The following is a 16,420-nucleotide window of genomic DNA, read 5'->3' on the forward strand; positions in this document are numbered from 1 at the left end:
CTGTGCTGGCGTCGAGACTTGTGATCAAGAGACAGCCGTGCTTCAGGGCTTTGGCGTTGCGCCGTCCCGGGGGAAAGGCGCTGCCTTTCCCCCGGACCCCCTATTCGCCAGGACCCTGCGGGCCCTGGACCCGATGCGTTGGGGCTTGCTGAGGCCGGATCGCGCCGGAGAGCATGGCTCTCCGGCGGACTGCCGGTGCCACCAGCGCGGACACGATGTCTTTCTATTCGGGTGCCCCGCGTCGCCACCTGCTCCCGGGGATCAAGCCGCAGGCTGGCGGCAACCACGCGGAGCCAACGCAAGCCCGGGGTCCGGGGACCGGCTTCGGTCCCCGGCGGAGTGGGGGGCCGGGCGGAGAGGCGGCGCCTCTCCCCCGGGGGCGGCTGCCAGCATGGAACGGTCAGGAAAGGCCGTCCTCCGCGTGAACCCGGTCGCATGGCCGGGACAGGCGATGGCATGCGGCTTGCGTGGCATTCGCCGGCCGACCGGCCATCCGGAACGAGGAAACCCGTGCCATGCCCATCAAGCCTGTCATCCCCGCCGGTGCCGGCAAGCCGCTGGCGCCTTATTCCCCCGGCGCCATGGCGCATGGCGTGCTCTACGTCTCCGGCACGCTGCCCTTCGACAAGGACAACAACGTGGTCCATATCGGCGATGCCGCCGCCCAGGCACGCCACGTGCTGGAAACCATCAAGGGCGTGGTCGAGGCCGCCGGCGGCACCATGGCCGACATTGCCATGAACCATATCTTTCTCACCGACTGGGCGAACTACGGCGCCATCAATGCCGTCTATGCGGAGTACTTCCCCGGGGACAAACCCGCCCGCTATTGCATCCAATGCGGGCTGGTGAAGCCCGACGCCCTGGTCGAGATCGCCAGCGTGGCCCATATCGGCCACCCTGCGTGACGGCGCTCCGCCACGAGGTCACCGGCAGGCCCGGCGCCGCGGCGGTGGTCCTGTCCGCCGGCCTCGGCGGCCTCGCCGGCTTCTGGAAGCCGCAGCGCGCCGCGCTGGAGGAACATCTCCAGGTCGTGGCCTTCGACCAGCGCGGCACGGGAAGCAACGCCGGGCCCCTGCCGGGTGCCTATGCCATCGCCGACATGGCCGATGACGTGGTGCGGGTTCTCGACGCCGCCGGCATCGCCCGTGCCCATTTCCTGGGCCACGCCCTGGGTGGCCTGGTCGGCCTCGAACTCGCCCGCCGCCATCCCGGACGCCTCGCCCGCCTCGTCGCGGTCAATGCCTGGGCGAAGGTGGAGCCGCATTCCGAGCGCTGCTTCGACATCCGCCTCGGCATCCTGGAAGCGCAGGGCCCTGCTGCCTATGTCGCGGCCCAGCCTCTCTTCCTGCATACCGCCCCTTACATGGCGGAGCATTCCGGCAGGATGGACGCCGAGATCGCCCGGGGCATCGCCGGCTTCCAGGGCGAGCGCAACCTCCGCCGCCGCATCGCCGCCCTCCGCGCCTTCGATGCCCGCGCCGACCTGCCTGCCATCGCCGCGCCCACCCTGGTCGCGGCCTCCCGCGACGACCTGCTGGTGCCCTGGACCGCCTCCCGCCACCTCGCCGAAGCCCTGCCCGATGCGAGGCTCTGGCTCACGGAGCACGGCGGCCATGCCTTCACCGTGGAGCAGCCGGAACCCTTCAACCAGGTGCTGCTGGACTTCCTGCTGGCGGGCTGATGGCCTCCGACCGTTGAAAGGCAGCGCCTGCCCCTGGGGGCCGCCTCGCTATTCCGCCGCTTCCGCCGCCACCGCGGCCTTCGGCGGTGGCGGCAGGCGGCGCAGCAAATAGAGCATCAGCACCATGGCCGGCAGCGCGGCCAGGGTGGTCGTGATGAAGAAACTCTCCCAGCCCAGCCGGGCGGCGAGCCAGCCGGAGGAGCCGCCGATCGTGTGCAGCGGCAGGGCCGCCAGCGAGGACAGCAGGGCATACTGGGTCGCCGTGAAGGACCGCCTGGTCAGGCTGCCGAGATAGGTGAGGAAGGCCGCATCGGCGAGGCCGCCGGTCACGTTCTCCACCCCCACCTGCAGCCACAGCATCCCCATGTCGTGCCCGGCCCGCGCCAGGGCCACATACATCAGGTTGGACAGCATCTGCCCCAGCCCGGTGACCACCAGCGCCTTGGCCACGCCGATGCGCCGGATCAGCCAGCCGCCCGCCAGCGCGCCCAGCAGCGTGGCGAAGAGCCCGAAGACCGAGGAGACCTGCGCCACGTCGAGGCGCGAGAAGCCGAGTTCGCGGTAGAAGGGCGTGGTCATCACATGCGCCAGCGCCTCCCCCAGCTTGTACAGCGCGACAAAGCCCAGGATGGCCTGCCAGGCCGGGCGACGCATGAAGTCCAGGAACGGGTCCACCATGCCCGAGCGCATCCGCCGGGCCCAGGGCAGCGCCCGCAGCGCCACCTCCGCCGGTCGTGGCGCGAAGCCGGTGGCGACGAAGCCCACCATCAGGATCAGCGCCGCGCACATCGCATAGGCCCCGGCCCATCCGGCGAAGCCCACCGTGGCCAGCGCCCCGGCCCCCGCCACCAGCAGCGCGCCGCGATAACCCCAGACATAGCAGGCCAGCCCGTAGCCCTGCTGCGTCTCCTCCAGCACCTCGATGCGGTAGGCGTCGATGACGATGTCCTGCGAGGCGGACAGGAAGGCCACCAGCACGGCGAGTGCCGCCATCCAGCCCGGATGCTCCACCGGATCGGTCAGCCCCACGCCCAGGATGGCCAGCGCCAGAAGCGGCTGGATCGTTCCCAGCCAGCCGCGCCGCCGCCCCCAGCGCCGGAACAGCGGTGGCGGCGCCTGGTCCAGAAGCGGCGACCACAGGAACTTCAGCGAATAGGACAGGCCGATCAGCGCCGTCAGTCCGATGGCGGTCAGGTCCACCTGCGCCTCGGCCATCCATTGGCGAAGGACGAAGGCGGTCAGCGGAAAAGGAAGCCCGGCGGAAAAGCCGAGCGCCAGCATGACAAGGAAGCGGCGGTCGATGATCTTCACCGCCCCAGCCTGCCCCAACCCGCGCGCCGCTGGAAGCGCCACGCCGCGCCATCCATCGCGCGGCTGTCCGGACCAGGGCGGATGTGGCTGTTCCGGCCGCCGGAACCGCCTGCGGGACGCGGCCTCTTACGCCGCCATGCGCGCGTCCCTCAGCGCCTCGTAGGCCTCCCGCACCGTGGCGGGCCCATGTGCCCGCTCCAGCCGCCGCACGGTGAAATGCGCCCGCGCCACGTTCCGGAAATGCTCCAGGAAGGAAATGTTGATCGCCGCCCCGGCCGCGGCCCCCAGCACCGGCACCGCCTGGGCCGAGAGCTTCAGTCCCACCGCGGCGGCGAAGCGCCCGGCGATCCGCGCCAGGAAGCCCGGCATCACCGCAGCGCCCAGGTTGGTCACCGCATTCGGCAACACCTGCGCCAGGGCGATGCGGGCGGCGAAGTAGCTACTCTGGGCCGGGTCCTCGTCCAGGTCCTCGCTGCCCAGGGCGAAGACCTTCAGGCATTCCGCCTGCACCATCGGGTCGGTGAGGTCCTCGCCCTGTTCCGCCGCCTCGGAGGCGATCTGGCGCAGCAGGATGGTGGTGGTGACCGGCAGTTCCGTCAGGGTTCCCGCCAGGCCGAAGGCCCCGCCCGCGACGCCGGAGGCCGCCGCCAGCCCGCGATGCAGCCAGTCCGGCGCCAGCCCATGCGGCGCCCGCCCGGGCCTGGAGCGCAGCGCCGCCTTCCAGGCGGCCTCGATCGCCCGCCGCACGGCGCCATCCACGCCCGACTGCACGAATTCCGGCAACCGGCGCTTCAGCGCAGAAACGGGCGTGCCCGCCATCGCCGCCATGCGGGCGGCGATGGATGGGTTCTCCAGGATCCGCACGGCTCCGGCCAGTTCGGCGCGGGCCTCGGGGGTGAGCGGCGCGGCGGTGAGGGCGGTGGAAGGGGATGTGTTCATCTCGGCATGCAAATGGCCCTGGCGCCCCCCGGTTTCAGCAGGCCGCGCCGGCGAAACCCGGTTTTCGCATCGCCTCTCCCACGGCTCCCGTGTCCCGCCGGCCACGCCGCCCCACCGTTCCGCTTCCGCACCTCCGCCGCGGCGGCCCCCGTGCCGTCCGCCACGCCTTGTTGATGCCGCGATCCCGGTGCATGCGGAGGAGGATGGGTGCCGAGGGGAAACGAGTCGTCGCCTGTGGGCTGTGGCCTTGCCGCAACCATTCCGAAGCCATTCCCCCGCTATAGCCTGTCCCGGGAGCGGGACCGCGCCACGAGCCGTCCCATGGCCCGTGGTCCTTCCCGGCGTCCGTTCCCCCGACGATCCGGGGGATCGTCGGGTTTGACCATTGGGGGAGGTCATCGGAGGACCATGGCGAGACGCGCGCTCTCCCTGTTGCCGCTCCTGCTGCTGCTCTCGGCCTGCGGCCCGCCCGCCTATACCAGCCGCTTCGTCTGGGACGGCCGGCGCGGCTATGACGGCAACGGCGACTACGGCTACGACACCGCCGCGGCCGGGGCCTCCCGCGCCGAGGCCAGCAGCTACCTCTCCCACGCCGCGCGTTCCTACCGCGCGCCCGGGCCCGAGGGCGATCCCTGGGGCCCGCATGTCCGCGAGGCCGCCAGCCGCTTCGCGATCCCGGAACGCTGGATCCGCGAGGTCATGCGCCAGGAATCCGCCGGCAATCCCACCGCCACCAGCCGGGTCGGCGCCATGGGGCTGATGCAGGTGATGCCCGCCACCTACGACATCCTGCGATCCCGCTACGGCCTGGGCTCCGACCCCTACGAGCCGCGCAGCAACATCATGGCCGGCGCCGCCTATATCCGCGAGATGTCGGACCAGTTCGGTGCCCCGGCCTTCCTCGCCGCCTACAATGCCGGGCCGCAGCGCCTTTCCGACTACCTTGCCGGCAACTCCGAACTGCCGGGCGAGACGATCAACTACCTCGCCCGCATCGCCCCGCGCCTGGGCACGGAGGTCGCCATGACCGGCCCGCTCGCCGGCTTCGCCACCGGCTCGGGCACGGCCTATGCCTATAACGACCCGGCCAACCGCGCCTTCGACGGCGGCGGCCTCGTCACCGCCTCCACCCCGACCGGCAACCGGACCGGGGAGGAGGGGAGCAGCCCGGTGATCCCGGCCGCCTACGCGGTCCGGGAATCCGCCTACGCCTCTCCTCCTCCAGCCCTGTATCCGAACGTCCCCACGGAGTCCCGCGGTTCCCTTCCGTCCTGGACCGGCACCGCCCAGGCCGCCGAGGCACCGCCGGTGCAGCGCCCGGCCGCCGCGCCTCCGGGCACCCTGGCCCTGCCGGCCCGCTATGGTGGTGGCATGGGGGGAGGGGGCGGCTGGGGCATCCAGGTCGGCGCCTTCCCCGACCCCGCCATCTCCCGTGCCGCGCTTTCCGTCGCCCGGTCGCGCACCGGCGGCCTGCTGGCCAGCGCCCGGGACAGCATTACCCCGGTCAGCCATAACGGCACGCTCTACCGCGCTCGCCTGACCGGCCTTTCCGCCGATGGCGCCGGAAGTGCCTGCCAGCGCCTCCAGGGCAGCGGCATGCCCTGCTTCACCGTTCCGCCGGGCTCCTGAACGCTTCCGGCGCCTGGCGGCGCACGGATGACCGGTTCGGGGGCGCGTTTTTGCCTTTGCCCCCGGAGACGCGGCGCCGGCGGGGAAACCTTCCCGGGAGGCGTCCTATTCCCCGCCCAGCATGCTGCCGCCGACGGTGCGGGACTGGCCCCGGAAGGTGGCGACGACCTGCTCCTGCTCGTCCAGCACCAGGACATCGTAGATCCCGCTGCGCCCGGCCTCGGCGAGGCGCCGGGCGCGGGCGGTCAGCACCGTGCCGGCCGTGACGGGGCGGATGTAGTGGATGGTGCAGGACTGGCCGACCGTGAGGCGGTCGAAGCTGTTGCAGGCACAGGCGAAGGCCGAATCCGCCAGGGTGAAGATGAAGCCGCCGTGGCAGTTCTGGTGGCCGTTCAGCATGTGCGGCACGATCCGCATCGACAGTTCCGCCTCGCCGGGCGCCACGCGCAGCAGCCGCATGCCGAGGCCGCTGCTGGCCGGATCGCGCTCCAGCATGGCGGCGACGCACCGTTCCGCCAGGCGCTGCGCCGGGTCCTGCGCTTCCATCTCCATTCCGGTTCCTCCTGGCGTCGTTTTCACCGGTCGCCCGGTCAGGGATACTCTGCGCGTCCGGCCAGGGCGGGACAAGACGGCCGCGATCCGGCCGGTTCCGTGCCGGCCCCGCGCTGGCTATGCAGGGGGAGATGTCCTCCCCGTTCCTCGAACCGATCCTGCGCCACCTGAACAGCGAGCCGTCGCGCACCTGGTCGTTGGTCATCACCTTCTACGGCGACGCCATCCTGCCGCGCGGCGGCTCCGTGGGGCTGCAGACCCTGGCCGAAGTCCTTGGTGGGATGGGGGTCAACGATGCCGCCGTGCGGGCCGCCGTGTCGCGCCTCGCGGCGGATGGCTGGCTGGAGCGGCGGCGGCTGGGACGGAACAGCTTCTACCGCCTCGCGGAAAAGGGCGCGGGAACCTTTGCCGAGGCGGCGCGGCGCATCTACGGCCCGCATGCGGCCGGGGTGGAGGATGACCGCTTGCGCCTGCTCCTCCTGCCGCCGGAGATGGCGCGGGAGCCGGCGCGCGAGGCGCTGCGGGCGGCAGGCTATGGCGCCGCGCTGCCGGATCTCTGGCTGGCGCCCTGGGACCGGACGGTTCCCGCCGAGGCCCGGACCGCGATCGCGCTGGAGGCGCGGGCGGGAACGGCGGAGGCGAGGCGGCTGGCTGCCCTGGCCTGGGACCTGGAGGGTATCGCCGCCAGCTACCGGCGCTTCCTGGAACCCTTCGGAGAGGTGTCGGGGCGCATGCCGGAGGCCGGGCTCCCGGGGCTGGAGTCGCTGGTGGCGCGGCTGCTGCTGATCCATGAATACCGCCGCGTGGTGCTGCGCGATCCGTTCCTGCCGCACGGCATGTTGCCGGCGGACTGGCCAGGCGGGGAGGCGCGGCGGGCCTGCGCCGATCTTTACGCCCGGCTCCTGCCTGCCTCCGAGGCCTGGCTCGATGCCCATGCGGCGGACGAGGACGGGCCGCTGCCCGCGCCGGGAGCGGAACTCTGGCGGCGCTTCCGCGATGACATGTGACGAATAATCCTTGAAGACATAAATTCCGTCACATATGATCCTCCCAACCAAGGACGTCAGGGAGGCCGGCCATGTACACGCAGGCGCTCAACCAGAAGGACGAGCCGCGCGACATCCCCCTGCTGGAGGATGCCGGGGCGGCTGCGCGCTTCCAGGCGCGTGTCGATGCGGAGGAGCGCATCGAGCCGAACGACTGGATGCCCGAGGCCTATCGCCGGACGCTGGTCCGGCAGATCTCCCAGCACGCGCATTCCGAGATCGTCGGCATGCTGCCGGAAGGCAACTGGATCACCCGCGCCCCCTCCCTGCGCCGCAAGGCCGCGCTGCTGGCCAAGGTCCAGGACGAATGCGGCCACGGCCTCTACCTCTACGCCGCCGCCGAGACGCTGGGCGTGACGCGGGAGGAGCTGACGGAGCAGCTTCTCGCCGGCAAGGCCAAGTATTCCTCGATCTTCAACTATCCGACCCTCACCTGGGCGGATATCGGCGCGATCGGCTGGCTGGTGGACGGCGCGGCGATCATGAACCAGATCCCGCTCTGCCGCTGCTCCTACGGCCCCTATGCCCGCGCCATGATCCGCGTCTGCAAGGAGGAAAGCTTCCACCAGCGCCAGGGCTACGAGATCATGCTGACGCTGTGCCGCGGCTCCGGGGAGCAGAAGGCCATGGCGCAGGACGCGCTGGACCGCTGGTGGTGGCCCTGCCTGATGATGTTCGGCCCGCCGGATGCGGCCAGCCAGCATTCCGACCAGTCCACGCGCTGGAAGATCAAGCGCTTCTCCAATGACGAACTGCGACAGCGCTTCGTCGATGCCACCGTGCCGCAGGCGCGGTATCTCGGCCTGGTCATCCCCGATCCGGAGCTGCGCTTCGTGCCGCCCCCGGCCGATGCCCCGGAAGGCGCGCAGGGCCACTGGCAGTATGGCGCGATCGACTGGGCGGAGTTCAAGCAGGTCCTGGCCGGCAACGGCCCCTGCAACCGCGAGCGCCTGGCCGCGCGCAACAAGGCGCATCGCGAGGGCGCCTGGGTGCGGGAGGCCGCGCTGGCCCATGCGGCCAAGCGCAGCGCACGCCGCCGCGCCGCGGCCTGAGCGGAGGGAGGAAGCCATGAAGGAACAGGCCACGCCTCTTTGGGAGGTCTTCATCCGCAGCCGCAACGGCCTGTCGCACAAGCATGTCGGCTCGCTGCACGCGGCGGATGCCACGCTGGCGCTGCAGGCGGCGCGGGACGTCTATACGCGGCGGGGGGAAGGGCTCTCGGTCTGGGTCGTGCCTTCCAGCGCCATCACCGCCTCCGACCCCTCGGAGAAGGGCATGATGTTCGAGCCCACCGCCTCCAAGATCTACCGGCACCCGACCTTCTACGAGGTGCCGGACGAGGTCGGGCATATGTGACGCGGCGGGGGGAAGGAAGCACACATGGCCACGAGTTCGATCCGTGTCCGCGAGACGCCGCCGGTGCTCCATGCCCTGCGCCGGGCGGATGACGCGCTGGTCCTGGGCCATCGCCTGTCGGAATGGTGCGGCCACGCGCCGATGCCGGAAGAGGACATGGCGCTGGCCAACATCGCCCTCGACCTGATCGGCCAGGCGCGCTCGCTCTACGCCCATGCGGCGGTGCTGGGCGACGAGGGGCATGACGAGGACGGCTTCGCCTATCTGCGGGAGTCCGGCCAGTACCGGAACCTGTTGCTGGTGGAGCAGCCGAACGGCGATTTCGCGCGGACCATCCTGCGGCAGTTCCTCTATTCCGCCTTCGCCGATCCCTATTGGCGGGCAATGATGCGCTCCGCCGACCCCACGCTCGCCGCCATCGCCGCGAAGTCGGAGAAGGAGAGCGCCTATCACCTGCGCCACAGCGCGGAATGGGTGATCCGCCTGGGTGACGGCACCGCCGAGAGCCATGCCCGCGCCGCCGAGGCGCTGGCGCTGCTCTGGCCCTATACCGGCGAGATGTTCGAGGCCGATGCGGCCGAGCGCGCGCTGATCGAGGCGGGTGTGGCGGTGGACCCGGCCACGCTGCGCGGGACCTGGCTGGCGACGGTGCGGGAGGTGCTGGAACAGGCGACGCTGTCCATGCCCGCGCCGGAGGCCTGGATGCAGAGCGGCGGCCGCAGCGGCCGGCACAGCGAGCATCTGGGGCACCTGCTGGCGGAGATGCAGCATCTCCAGCGCACCTATCCGGGCGCCGTGTGGTGAGTGCCGCGGAAACCCTGCGCGACCGTGCCCTGCGCGCCGCGGCGGAGGTGGTGGACCCGGAGATCCCCGTCCTCACCATCGCCGACCTGGGCGTGCTGCGCGACGTGCGGGAGGTGGATGGCGCGGTGGAGGTGCTGATCACCCCGACCTATTCCGGCTGCCCGGCGATGAACATGATCGCGGTGGAGGTGGAGATGGCGCTGGAGCGCGCGGGCATTCCGCGGGCGCGCGTGCGCACGGTGCTGTCCCCCGCCTGGACCACGGACTGGATGACCGAGGAAGGGCGGCAGAAGCTGCACGACTACGGCATCGCCCCGCCCGGCCGGACAGGCGGGCGGCGTGCCCTGTTCGGGGAGGAGGATGAGGTGGCCTGCCCGCGATGCGGCTCCGCGCGCACGGAGCGGATCGCGGAATTCGGCTCCACCTCCTGCAAGGCGCTGTGGCGCTGCCTCGCCTGCCGCGAGCCCTTCGACCATTTCCGCTGCCACTGAGGACGCTTTCATGTCGAGCAGCCTGCCGCGCTTCCACAGCCTCCGCGTCGCGGACCTGCGGCGCGAGACGCCGGATGCCGTCTCCATCGCCTTCGAGGTGCCCGAGGCGCTGAAGCCGCTCTACGGCTTCAGGCCGGGCCAGTACCTGACGCTCCGGCGGGACTTCGAGGGCGAGGAGGTCCGCCGCTCCTATTCCATCTGCTCCGGCCCCGATGACGGGGAACTGCGCATCGCCGTGAAGCGCGTGGAGGGTGGCAGCTTCTCCGGCTGGTGCAACACGGCGCTGCGGGCGGGCGATGCGCTGGAGGTGATGGTACCGACCGGCCGCTTCGGCATCGCGCCGGAGCCGGGGGAGGCGCGTCTGCATCTCGGCTTCGCGGCAGGGTCGGGCATCACGCCGATCCTTTCGATCATCCGCTTCCTGCTGGCACGGGAGCCACGCAGCCGCTTCTTCCTTTTCTACGGCAACCGCACCGCTGGCGACATGCTGTTCCGCGAGGCGCTGGAGGAGCTGAAGGACCGTTTCCTCGAACGCTTCTCCGTCTTCCATGTCCTGTCGCAGGAGGAGCAGGACCTGCCGATCCTGAACGGACGGCTGGATGGGGAGAAGGTGCGCCTGCTGCTGCGCCACCTCGTGCCAGCCGCGGGCGTGGACCATGCCTTCCTGTGCGGCCCCGCCGGGATGAGCGAGGATGTCGCCGCCACGCTGCGCGAACTCGGCATCCCGGAGGAGCGCGTGCATGTGGAGCGCTTCGTCTCCGCCTTCGACGGCCGCCCGCGCCGCGCGGTGGTGCCGAAGCCCGCCCAGGACGCACCGCCCGCGCACACCGCCGCGCTGATCGTCGATGGCAAGCGGCGCGAGGTGCCCGTGGCCGAGGGCGAGGCCGTGCTCGACGCCGCGCTGCGGGCGGGGATGGACCTGCCCTATGCCTGCAAGGGCGGCATGTGCAGCACCTGCCGCGCCCGGGTGGTGGAGGGCACGGTGGAGATGGAGGTCAACTACTCGCTGGAGCCCTGGGAGATCGAGGCCGGCTATGCCCTGACCTGCCAGGCGCGCCCCACCAGCGCGCGCGTGGTCATCGACTACGATCAGATGTGACGAGTTCCGGCAAGGCCATCTTGCTGGGAGCGCCATCCAGCACGAGGCCGACCGCGAGGCGGGCATAGTCCTCCCGCCCGAGCGGGCCGCCGGGGCGGAACCACATGTAGTTCCAGTTCAGCATGCCGAAGAGCGACATCGTGAGCGGCTTCAGCAGCAGCCGGTTGCCGGCGAGGTCCGGCCTCGCCGCCAGCAGCGCCTCGGCGAAGACCGCGACGAGGCGGCGTTCCAGCGCCACCAGCTCGCGCTTCTTCTCCTCCGGCAGCAGGCGCAACTGCCCGATCTGCACCTGATGCGCCGCATCCGCGCCGGCATAGGCGCCGAGCAGCGCCACGGCGAGGTCCTCCAGATAGCGGCGCGGCGGCGCCCCGGGCTGCGGCGAGACGGCCTCCACCACCTCCACCAGCTCCTCCAGGTGGAAGCGGATGATGTCGTGCAGCAGTTCCAGCTTGTCGCGGTAGTAGTGGTAGAGCAGCGCCTTCGACACGCCGCAGGCCTGGGCGATCATGCTGGTCGAGGCGCGGTCATAGCCGTGCTCGGCGAAAAGCCGCGCGGAGCGGTCCAGGATCGCACGGCGCTTGTCGTCATGGTCGGATGCGCGCGGGCGGCTCATCGGCAATTCCTGCTGCGGATCGGGACACCGGCCGGAATCCGGCCTGGGTCCTGTCGTGTCAAGCTTCCGGCCGCGCCGCCATGGCCGGGAGAGGGCAACGCCTCCCCGGTGGCGGGGGGAGGCAAGGCCTCTCCCGCGGGGCTGTCGCGAAAACGCACCCCTATCCCCGCCGGTCGATCACGCGGCGGATCTTGCCGATGGAACGTTCCAGCGTGCCGGGCTGTTCCACCACGACGCGGGTGGTGATGCCGACCATGTTCTTGATCAGGCGGACGATCTCCCCGGCCTCGTGCAACATGCCCTCGCCGTCCCAGTAGCCGCCCTGGCATTCCACATGCACCGCCATCTGGTCGAGCCGCCCCTCGCGCGTCAGGTGGATCTGGAAATGCCCGCTGCACCAGTTCTGGCCGAGCAGGATCTCCTCGATCTGGGACGGGAAGACGTTCACGCCGCGCAGGATGATCATGTCGTCGCTGCGGCCGGTGATCTTCTCCATCCGCCGCATGCCGGGCCGCGCCGTGCCGGGGAGGAGGCGCGTGAGGTCCCGGGTGCGGTAGCGGATGACGGGCATCCCCTCCTTGGTCAGGGTGGTGAAGACCAGCTCGCCCTTCTCGCCATCGGGCAGCACCGCGCCGGTGCGGGGGTCGATCACCTCGGGCAGGAAATGGTCCTCCCAGACATGCAGCCCGTCCTTGGTTTCCACGCATTCCTGCGCCACGCCGGGTCCCATGACCTCGGACAGGCCGTAGATGTCCACCGCCTGCATGTCGAAGGCCTGCTCGATCTGCTGGCGCATCGCGTTGGTCCAGGGCTCGGCGCCGAAGATGCCGATCCGCAGCGAGCTCTGCCGTGGGTCGAGGCCCTGGCGGTGGAACTCGTCCAGCAGCGCCAGCATGTAGCTGGGCGTGACCATGATGATCCCGGGCCGGAAGTCGTTGATGAGCTGCACCTGCCGCTCGGTCATGCCGCCGGAGACCGGCACCACGGTACAGCCGAGCCGCTCGCCGCCGGCATGGGCGCCGAGCCCGCCGGTGAAGAGCCCGTAGCCATAGGCGTTGTGCAGCATCATCCCCGGCCGCCCGCCGGCGGCATGGATGGAGCGCGCCATCAGGTCGGCCCAGCGGTCCAGGTCCCCCTGGGTATAGCCGACCACGATCGGCTTGCCCGTGGTGCCGGAGGAGCCGTGCAACCGTGCGATCCGGTCCCGCGGCACGGCCAGCATGCCGAAGGGATAGGTGTCGCGCAGGTCGGTCTTCACCGTGAAGGGGAATTTCGCGAGGTCCGGCAGGTCCCGGAAGTCGCGCGGATGCACGCCCGCGGCGTCGAACTTCGCGCGGTAGAAAGGGACGTTCTCATAAACGTGGTGCAGCGTCCGCGCGAGGCGCTCGCGTTGCAGCGCCTGGATCTCGGCACGGCTGGCGCCTTCCACCGCGTGCAGGAACGGGACGGGGGCAGCGCTGCCGGACGGTTCCGTGGCCAAAGGGGCGCTCAGGCTTGGGGCGCTCATGGTTTCCGTTCCTCCAGGGGCCTCTTGGCGAGGGCCATTGTCGCGAAAGCCTATCCGGCGCGGCCGGTGAAGCGCGGCGGCCGCTTCTCCAGGAAGGCGCGCACGCCCTCGGCGTAATCCGGCGTTCGCCCGGCCCGGCGCTGCAGGTCGCGCTCCAGGTCGAGCTGCGCGGCGAGCGTGTTGGTGGCGGAGGACTCCAGCGCCTGCTTGGTCAGGACCAGGCCCTGGGTCGGCTGGGTGGCCAGACGCGCCGCCAGGGCCTCGGCCTCCGGCATCAGCGCCTCGTCCGGCAGCGCGCGCCAGATCATGCCCCAGGCCTCGGCCTGTCGTGCCTCGACGGGTTCGCCCAGCAGCATTAGCGCGCGGGCCCGTGCCTCGCCCACCAGGCGCGGCAGGGTATGGGTGCCGCCGGAATCCGGGACCAGGCCGATGCGGGCGAAGGCCTGGATGAACTTCGCCGAATGCGCCGCCAGCACGATGTCGCAGGCCAGGGCGATATTGGCCCCGGCCCCCGCCGCCACGCCGTTGACGGCGCAGACCACCGGCTTGGGCAGGCCGCGCAGCCGGCGCACCAGGGGGTTGTAGAGGCACTCCAGCGTCTTGCCGAGATCGGGCGGTCCGTCCTCGCCCCGCCGGTCGCCGAGATCCTGCCCGGCGCAGAAGCCGCGACCGGCGCCGGTCAGCAGCACGGCGCGGCAATCGGCATCGGCGGCGGCCCCGTCCAGCGCCGCGGCCAGGGCGGCGTGCAGTTCCTCGTTGAAGGCGTTGAGCTTGTCCGGGCGGTGGAGCGTGATCTTCCGCCAGCCTCCCCGGTTCTCGACCAGCACCGTGTCGCTCATCGACGCGTCTCCCCCCTATGATGGCGCGGGCTTACGCCGCCCGTGACCATTTTCCTGTTTTATTGACCGTCTGGACGGTCGATTAACCCCCCGGCGCCTGTCTCCTGTCAATGACGGATCGCGTGCTGGCCGACCTCGCGCTGTGCGGTGCAGCAGAGGAACTCCCGAGGAAAAGCTTGTATTGACTGTCCGGACGGTCAAATAATTTTGCTATCCCCATCGCACTGCCGGAACCGCCAGGCCAGGGGGAAAGGGCCCGCAGAGCCCGGAACGACGGGATGTACCCAGGGGAAGGAAACCATGCCGATGCCGCTCACCCTCCGCAGCTATGCCCAGGACCGCTGGATCGCCCCCTCTGGCCCGGGTGCCGAGATCCGCGGCGCCGTCGATGGCCGGGTGGTGGCCACGGCCTCCAGCGAGGGCCTGGATTTCGCCGCCATGGCCCGCCATGCGCGGGAGGCGGGCGGCCCCGCCCTGCGCCGCCTGGGCTTCCATGCGCGGGCGGAGATGCTGAAGCGCCTCGCCACCTTCCTCGGCGACCGCAAGGAGGCGTTCTACGAGCTCTCCTTCGACACGGGCGCGACACGGCGCGACAGCCTGATCGACATCGACGGCGGCATCGGCACGCTCTTCGCCTATGCCTCGCGCGGCCGCCGCGAGCTTCCCGCCGGACGCTTCGTGGTGGAGGGCGAGGTCGAGAGGCTTTCGCGCAACGGCAGCTTCGCCGGGCTGCACATCCTGTCGCCGCTGCAGGGCGTGGCGGTGCATGTGAACGCCTTCAACTTCCCCTGTTGGGGCATGCTGGAGAAGCTGGCGCCCGCGATCCTGGCCGGCATGCCGGTGATCGCCAAGCCGGCCACCGCCACCGCCTATGTCGCCCATGCGGTGGCGGAGGCGATCGTGGCATCCGGCCTCCTGCCGCCGGGCGCCTTCCAGTTCGTGGCCGGCGGCACGGGCGACCTGCTGGACCATCTGACGGGGCAGGACCTGCTCTCCTTCACCGGCTCCGCCGCCACCTCGGTGAAGCTGCGCGACAACCCGGCGGTGTCGCGCAACGCGGTGCGCTTCGTGGCGGAGCGGGACTCGCTGAACGCCGCCATCCTCGGCCCCGATGCGACGCCGGAAGCACCGGAATTCGACCTCTTCGTGAAGGAGGTGGTGCGCGAGATGACGGCCAAGGCCGGGCAGAAATGCACCGCCATCCGCCGTATCCTGGTGCCGCGCGAAAGGATCGGGGCGGTGGCGGAGGCGCTCGCCGCCCGGCTGGGCAAGGTCGCCGTCGGCGATCCGCGGCGCGACGACGTGCGCATGGGGCCGCTCGCCAGCCTGGACCAGCGCCGCGACGTGCGCGCGGCGGTGGCGCGCCTCCGGGCCGAGGCGACGATCCTTTGCGGCGATCCGGACCATTGCGAGGTGCTGGGCGGCGATGCGGAGAAGGGCGCCTTCATGGCCCCGGTGCTGCTCCATTGCGAGCACCCGTTGCAGGCCAGCCTGGTTCATGAGCTGGAAGCCTTCGGCCCCGTGGCGACGCTGATGCCCTATGACGGGGTGGAGGAAGCCGTCGCCCTGGCAAGGCGCGGCGAGGGCAGCCTGGTGGCCTCCGCCTTCTCCTACGACCCCACGGTGACGGCGGAGCTGGTGGCGGGGCTGGCGCCCTATCACGGCCGCCTCTTCCTGCTCGACCGCGACAGCGCGGCGGAATCCACCGGCCATGGCTCGCCCTTGCCGGCGCTGGTGCATGGCGGCCCTGGCCGTGCGGGCGGCGGCGAGGAGATGGGCGGCCTGCGCGGCGTCTTCCACCACATGCAGCGCACGGCGCTCCAGGCCTCGCCCGCCAAGCTCGCCGCGCTGGGCGAGGGATGGATCAAGGGCGCGCCCACGCGCATCCCGGAATCCCATCCCTTCCGCCTGGACTACGACGCGCTTTCCGTCGGCGACACGGTGGAAACCGGGCCGCGCACCATCACGCTGGCGGATATCGAGCACTTCGCCGCATTCACCGGCGACAACTTCTACGCCCATATGGACGAGGCGGCGGCGAAGGCGAACCCCTTCTTCCCCGGCCGCGTCGCGCATGGCTACCTGATCCTGAGCTTCGCCGCCGGGCTCTTCGTCGATCCTGCCCCCGGGCCGCTCCTCGCCAATTACGGGCTGGACCGGCTGCGCTTCCTCAAGCCCGTCTCGCCCGGGGATTCGATCCGCGTGCGGCTGACCGTGCAGCGGAAGAACCCCGCGCGGAAGCCGGAATACGGCGAGGTGCGCTGGGATGTGGAGGTCTTCAACCAGGAGGACGAGACGGTGGCGCGCTACGAACTCCTGACCATGAGCGCGCGGATGCCGTGAGCGCGAAGGATGGCTCGCCGGTGCGGCGGTGTGTTGGGGGCAAGTCGCTGCCTCGCCCCGGCACTCCCTCCTCGGTCCCTACTTCGCCAGGACACGGCGTGCCCTGGTTCCGGTTCGTTGGCGCCTGCTGACACCGGATCGCGCCGGAGGGCATGGCTCTCCGGCGGACTGCCGGCACCGCCAACGCTGACAAGGTGTCCAGTCTTC

General features: G+C 71.1%; 16 protein-coding genes. 10 read left to right on the forward strand and 6 right to left on the reverse strand.

Annotated features, from left to right (window positions below; all coding sequences use genetic code 11):
• Nucleotides 1-515 precede the first annotated feature (515 nt).
• Nucleotides 516-908, forward strand: a complete 393-nt coding sequence (gene rutC, locus ROTAS13_RS03525; protein WP_075821562.1) for a pyrimidine utilization protein C — start codon at nt 516-518, stop codon at nt 906-908.
• Complete coding sequence (gene rutD / locus ROTAS13_RS03530) at nt 905-1,684, forward strand: pyrimidine utilization protein D (protein ID WP_019462213.1); 780 nt, start codon at nt 905-907, stop codon at nt 1,682-1,684. The genes rutC and rutD overlap by 4 nt, the downstream gene beginning before the upstream one ends.
• A 48-nt stretch (nt 1,685-1,732) precedes the next feature.
• Here rutD and ROTAS13_RS03535 read toward each other — a convergent pair whose 3' ends face one another.
• Nucleotides 1,733-3,037 carry an AmpG family muropeptide MFS transporter gene (locus ROTAS13_RS03535; RefSeq protein ID WP_252570987.1) on the reverse strand — a complete coding sequence of 435 codons (1,305 nt, stop codon included), beginning with the start codon at nt 3,035-3,037 and terminating at the stop codon, nt 1,733-1,735.
• Nucleotides 3,038-3,121: 84 nt separating this feature from the next.
• A complete protein-coding gene (locus ROTAS13_RS03540; protein ID WP_051004944.1) occupies nt 3,122-3,934 on the reverse strand; it encodes an EcsC family protein in 813 nt (270 codons plus the stop codon).
• A 408-nt stretch (nt 3,935-4,342) separates the two neighbouring features.
• Here ROTAS13_RS03540 and ROTAS13_RS28465 point away from each other — a divergent pair, with 408 nt between their 5' ends.
• On the forward strand, nt 4,343-5,563 hold the full coding sequence (locus ROTAS13_RS28465; RefSeq protein ID WP_139323259.1) for a lytic transglycosylase domain-containing protein: 1,221 nt from the start codon (nt 4,343-4,345) through the stop codon (nt 5,561-5,563).
• Nucleotides 5,564-5,668: 105 nt separating this feature from the next.
• Here the strand turns inward: ROTAS13_RS28465 and paaI are convergent, their stop codons facing one another.
• Entirely contained in the window at nt 5,669-6,115 is a 447-nt protein-coding gene (gene paaI / locus ROTAS13_RS03550; protein ID WP_019462216.1) for a hydroxyphenylacetyl-CoA thioesterase PaaI, read from the reverse strand.
• A gap of 131 nt (nt 6,116-6,246) precedes the next feature.
• On the opposite strand from paaI, the gene ROTAS13_RS03555 reads away from it, so the two are divergent.
• The 6 genes from ROTAS13_RS03555 (at nt 6,247) to paaE (ending at nt 10,911) form a co-directional block, all read left to right on the forward strand.
• Complete coding sequence (locus tag ROTAS13_RS03555; protein ID WP_026033398.1) at nt 6,247-7,122, forward strand: PaaX family transcriptional regulator C-terminal domain-containing protein; 876 nt, start codon at nt 6,247-6,249, stop codon at nt 7,120-7,122.
• A 71-nt stretch (nt 7,123-7,193) separates the two neighbouring features.
• Nucleotides 7,194-8,213 (forward strand): 1,2-phenylacetyl-CoA epoxidase subunit PaaA, encoded by a 1,020-nt coding sequence (gene paaA, locus ROTAS13_RS03560; RefSeq protein ID WP_019462218.1) that lies wholly within the window; start codon nt 7,194-7,196, stop codon nt 8,211-8,213.
• 16 nt (nt 8,214-8,229) lie between these two features.
• Nucleotides 8,230-8,517: a 1,2-phenylacetyl-CoA epoxidase subunit PaaB gene (gene paaB / locus ROTAS13_RS03565; protein ID WP_019462219.1), complete on the forward strand. Its 288-nt coding sequence runs from the start codon at nt 8,230-8,232 to the stop codon at nt 8,515-8,517.
• A 24-nt stretch (nt 8,518-8,541) separates the two neighbouring features.
• Nucleotides 8,542-9,321: a 1,2-phenylacetyl-CoA epoxidase subunit PaaC gene (paaC, locus tag ROTAS13_RS03570; RefSeq protein ID WP_019462220.1), complete on the forward strand. Its 780-nt coding sequence runs from the start codon at nt 8,542-8,544 to the stop codon at nt 9,319-9,321.
• The gene (gene paaD / locus ROTAS13_RS03575) at nt 9,315-9,812 is read left to right on the forward strand and encodes a 1,2-phenylacetyl-CoA epoxidase subunit PaaD (RefSeq protein WP_019462221.1); all 498 of its coding nucleotides are present in this window, start codon (nt 9,315-9,317) and stop codon (nt 9,810-9,812) included. Before paaC ends, paaD begins: the two co-directional genes overlap by 7 nt.
• A 10-nt stretch (nt 9,813-9,822) precedes the next feature.
• On the forward strand, nt 9,823-10,911 hold the full coding sequence (paaE, locus tag ROTAS13_RS03580; RefSeq protein ID WP_019462222.1) for a 1,2-phenylacetyl-CoA epoxidase subunit PaaE: 1,089 nt from the start codon (nt 9,823-9,825) through the stop codon (nt 10,909-10,911).
• Here the strand turns inward: paaE and ROTAS13_RS03585 are convergent.
• From ROTAS13_RS03585 to paaG, 3 genes are all read right to left on the reverse strand, one after another.
• Nucleotides 10,889-11,524, reverse strand: coding sequence for a TetR/AcrR family transcriptional regulator (locus ROTAS13_RS03585; RefSeq protein WP_019462223.1), 636 nt, complete (start codon nt 11,522-11,524; stop codon nt 10,889-10,891). The two genes, paaE and ROTAS13_RS03585, sit on opposite strands and share 23 nt — an antisense overlap.
• Before the next feature lie 160 nt (nt 11,525-11,684).
• Nucleotides 11,685-13,031 carry a phenylacetate--CoA ligase PaaK gene (gene paaK, locus ROTAS13_RS03590; RefSeq protein WP_079253351.1) on the reverse strand — a complete coding sequence of 449 codons (1,347 nt, stop codon included), beginning with the start codon at nt 13,029-13,031 and terminating at the stop codon, nt 11,685-11,687.
• Nucleotides 13,032-13,081: 50 nt separating this feature from the next.
• Entirely contained in the window at nt 13,082-13,870 is a 789-nt protein-coding gene (gene paaG / locus ROTAS13_RS03595) for a 2-(1,2-epoxy-1,2-dihydrophenyl)acetyl-CoA isomerase PaaG (RefSeq protein WP_058390429.1), read from the reverse strand.
• Between the two features lie 306 nt (nt 13,871-14,176).
• Between paaG and paaZ the strand changes: the two genes are divergently transcribed.
• Complete coding sequence (gene paaZ, locus ROTAS13_RS03600; protein WP_058390430.1) at nt 14,177-16,213, forward strand: phenylacetic acid degradation bifunctional protein PaaZ; 2,037 nt, start codon at nt 14,177-14,179, stop codon at nt 16,211-16,213.
• The last annotated feature ends 207 nt before the right edge of the window (nt 16,214-16,420 follow it).

Source organism: Roseomonas sp. TAS13 (assembly GCF_001950415.1).
Classification (GTDB): Bacteria; Pseudomonadota; Alphaproteobacteria; order Acetobacterales; family Acetobacteraceae; genus Roseomonas; species Roseomonas mucosa.

Bases quoted from the DNA above. Each gene is read 5' to 3' on its own strand.
- paaA (WP_019462218.1), top strand. From the start codon at position 7,194: ATGTACACGCAGGCGCTCAACCAGAAGGACGAGCCGCGCGACATCCCC.
- paaC (WP_019462220.1), top strand. From the start codon at position 8,542: ATGGCCACGAGTTCGATCCGTGTCCGCGAGACGCCGCCGGTGCTCCAT.
- paaK (WP_079253351.1), bottom strand. From the start codon at position 13,031: ATGAGCGCCCCAAGCCTGAGCGCCCCTTTGGCCACGGAACCGTCCGGC.
- rutC (WP_075821562.1), top strand. From the start codon at position 516: ATGCCCATCAAGCCTGTCATCCCCGCCGGTGCCGGCAAGCCGCTGGCG.
- paaG (WP_058390429.1), bottom strand. From the start codon at position 13,870: ATGAGCGACACGGTGCTGGTCGAGAACCGGGGAGGCTGGCGGAAGATC.
- ROTAS13_RS03540 (WP_051004944.1), bottom strand. From the start codon at position 3,934: ATGAACACATCCCCTTCCACCGCCCTCACCGCCGCGCCGCTCACCCCC.
- paaZ (WP_058390430.1), top strand. From the start codon at position 14,177: ATGCCGCTCACCCTCCGCAGCTATGCCCAGGACCGCTGGATCGCCCCC.
- paaI (WP_019462216.1), bottom strand. From the start codon at position 6,115: ATGGAGATGGAAGCGCAGGACCCGGCGCAGCGCCTGGCGGAACGGTGC.
- ROTAS13_RS03555 (WP_026033398.1), top strand. From the start codon at position 6,247: ATGTCCTCCCCGTTCCTCGAACCGATCCTGCGCCACCTGAACAGCGAG.
- ROTAS13_RS28465 (WP_139323259.1), top strand. From the start codon at position 4,343: ATGGCGAGACGCGCGCTCTCCCTGTTGCCGCTCCTGCTGCTGCTCTCG.
- ROTAS13_RS03585 (WP_019462223.1), bottom strand. From the start codon at position 11,524: ATGAGCCGCCCGCGCGCATCCGACCATGACGACAAGCGCCGTGCGATC.
- paaB (WP_019462219.1), top strand. From the start codon at position 8,230: ATGAAGGAACAGGCCACGCCTCTTTGGGAGGTCTTCATCCGCAGCCGC.
- paaE (WP_019462222.1), top strand. From the start codon at position 9,823: ATGTCGAGCAGCCTGCCGCGCTTCCACAGCCTCCGCGTCGCGGACCTG.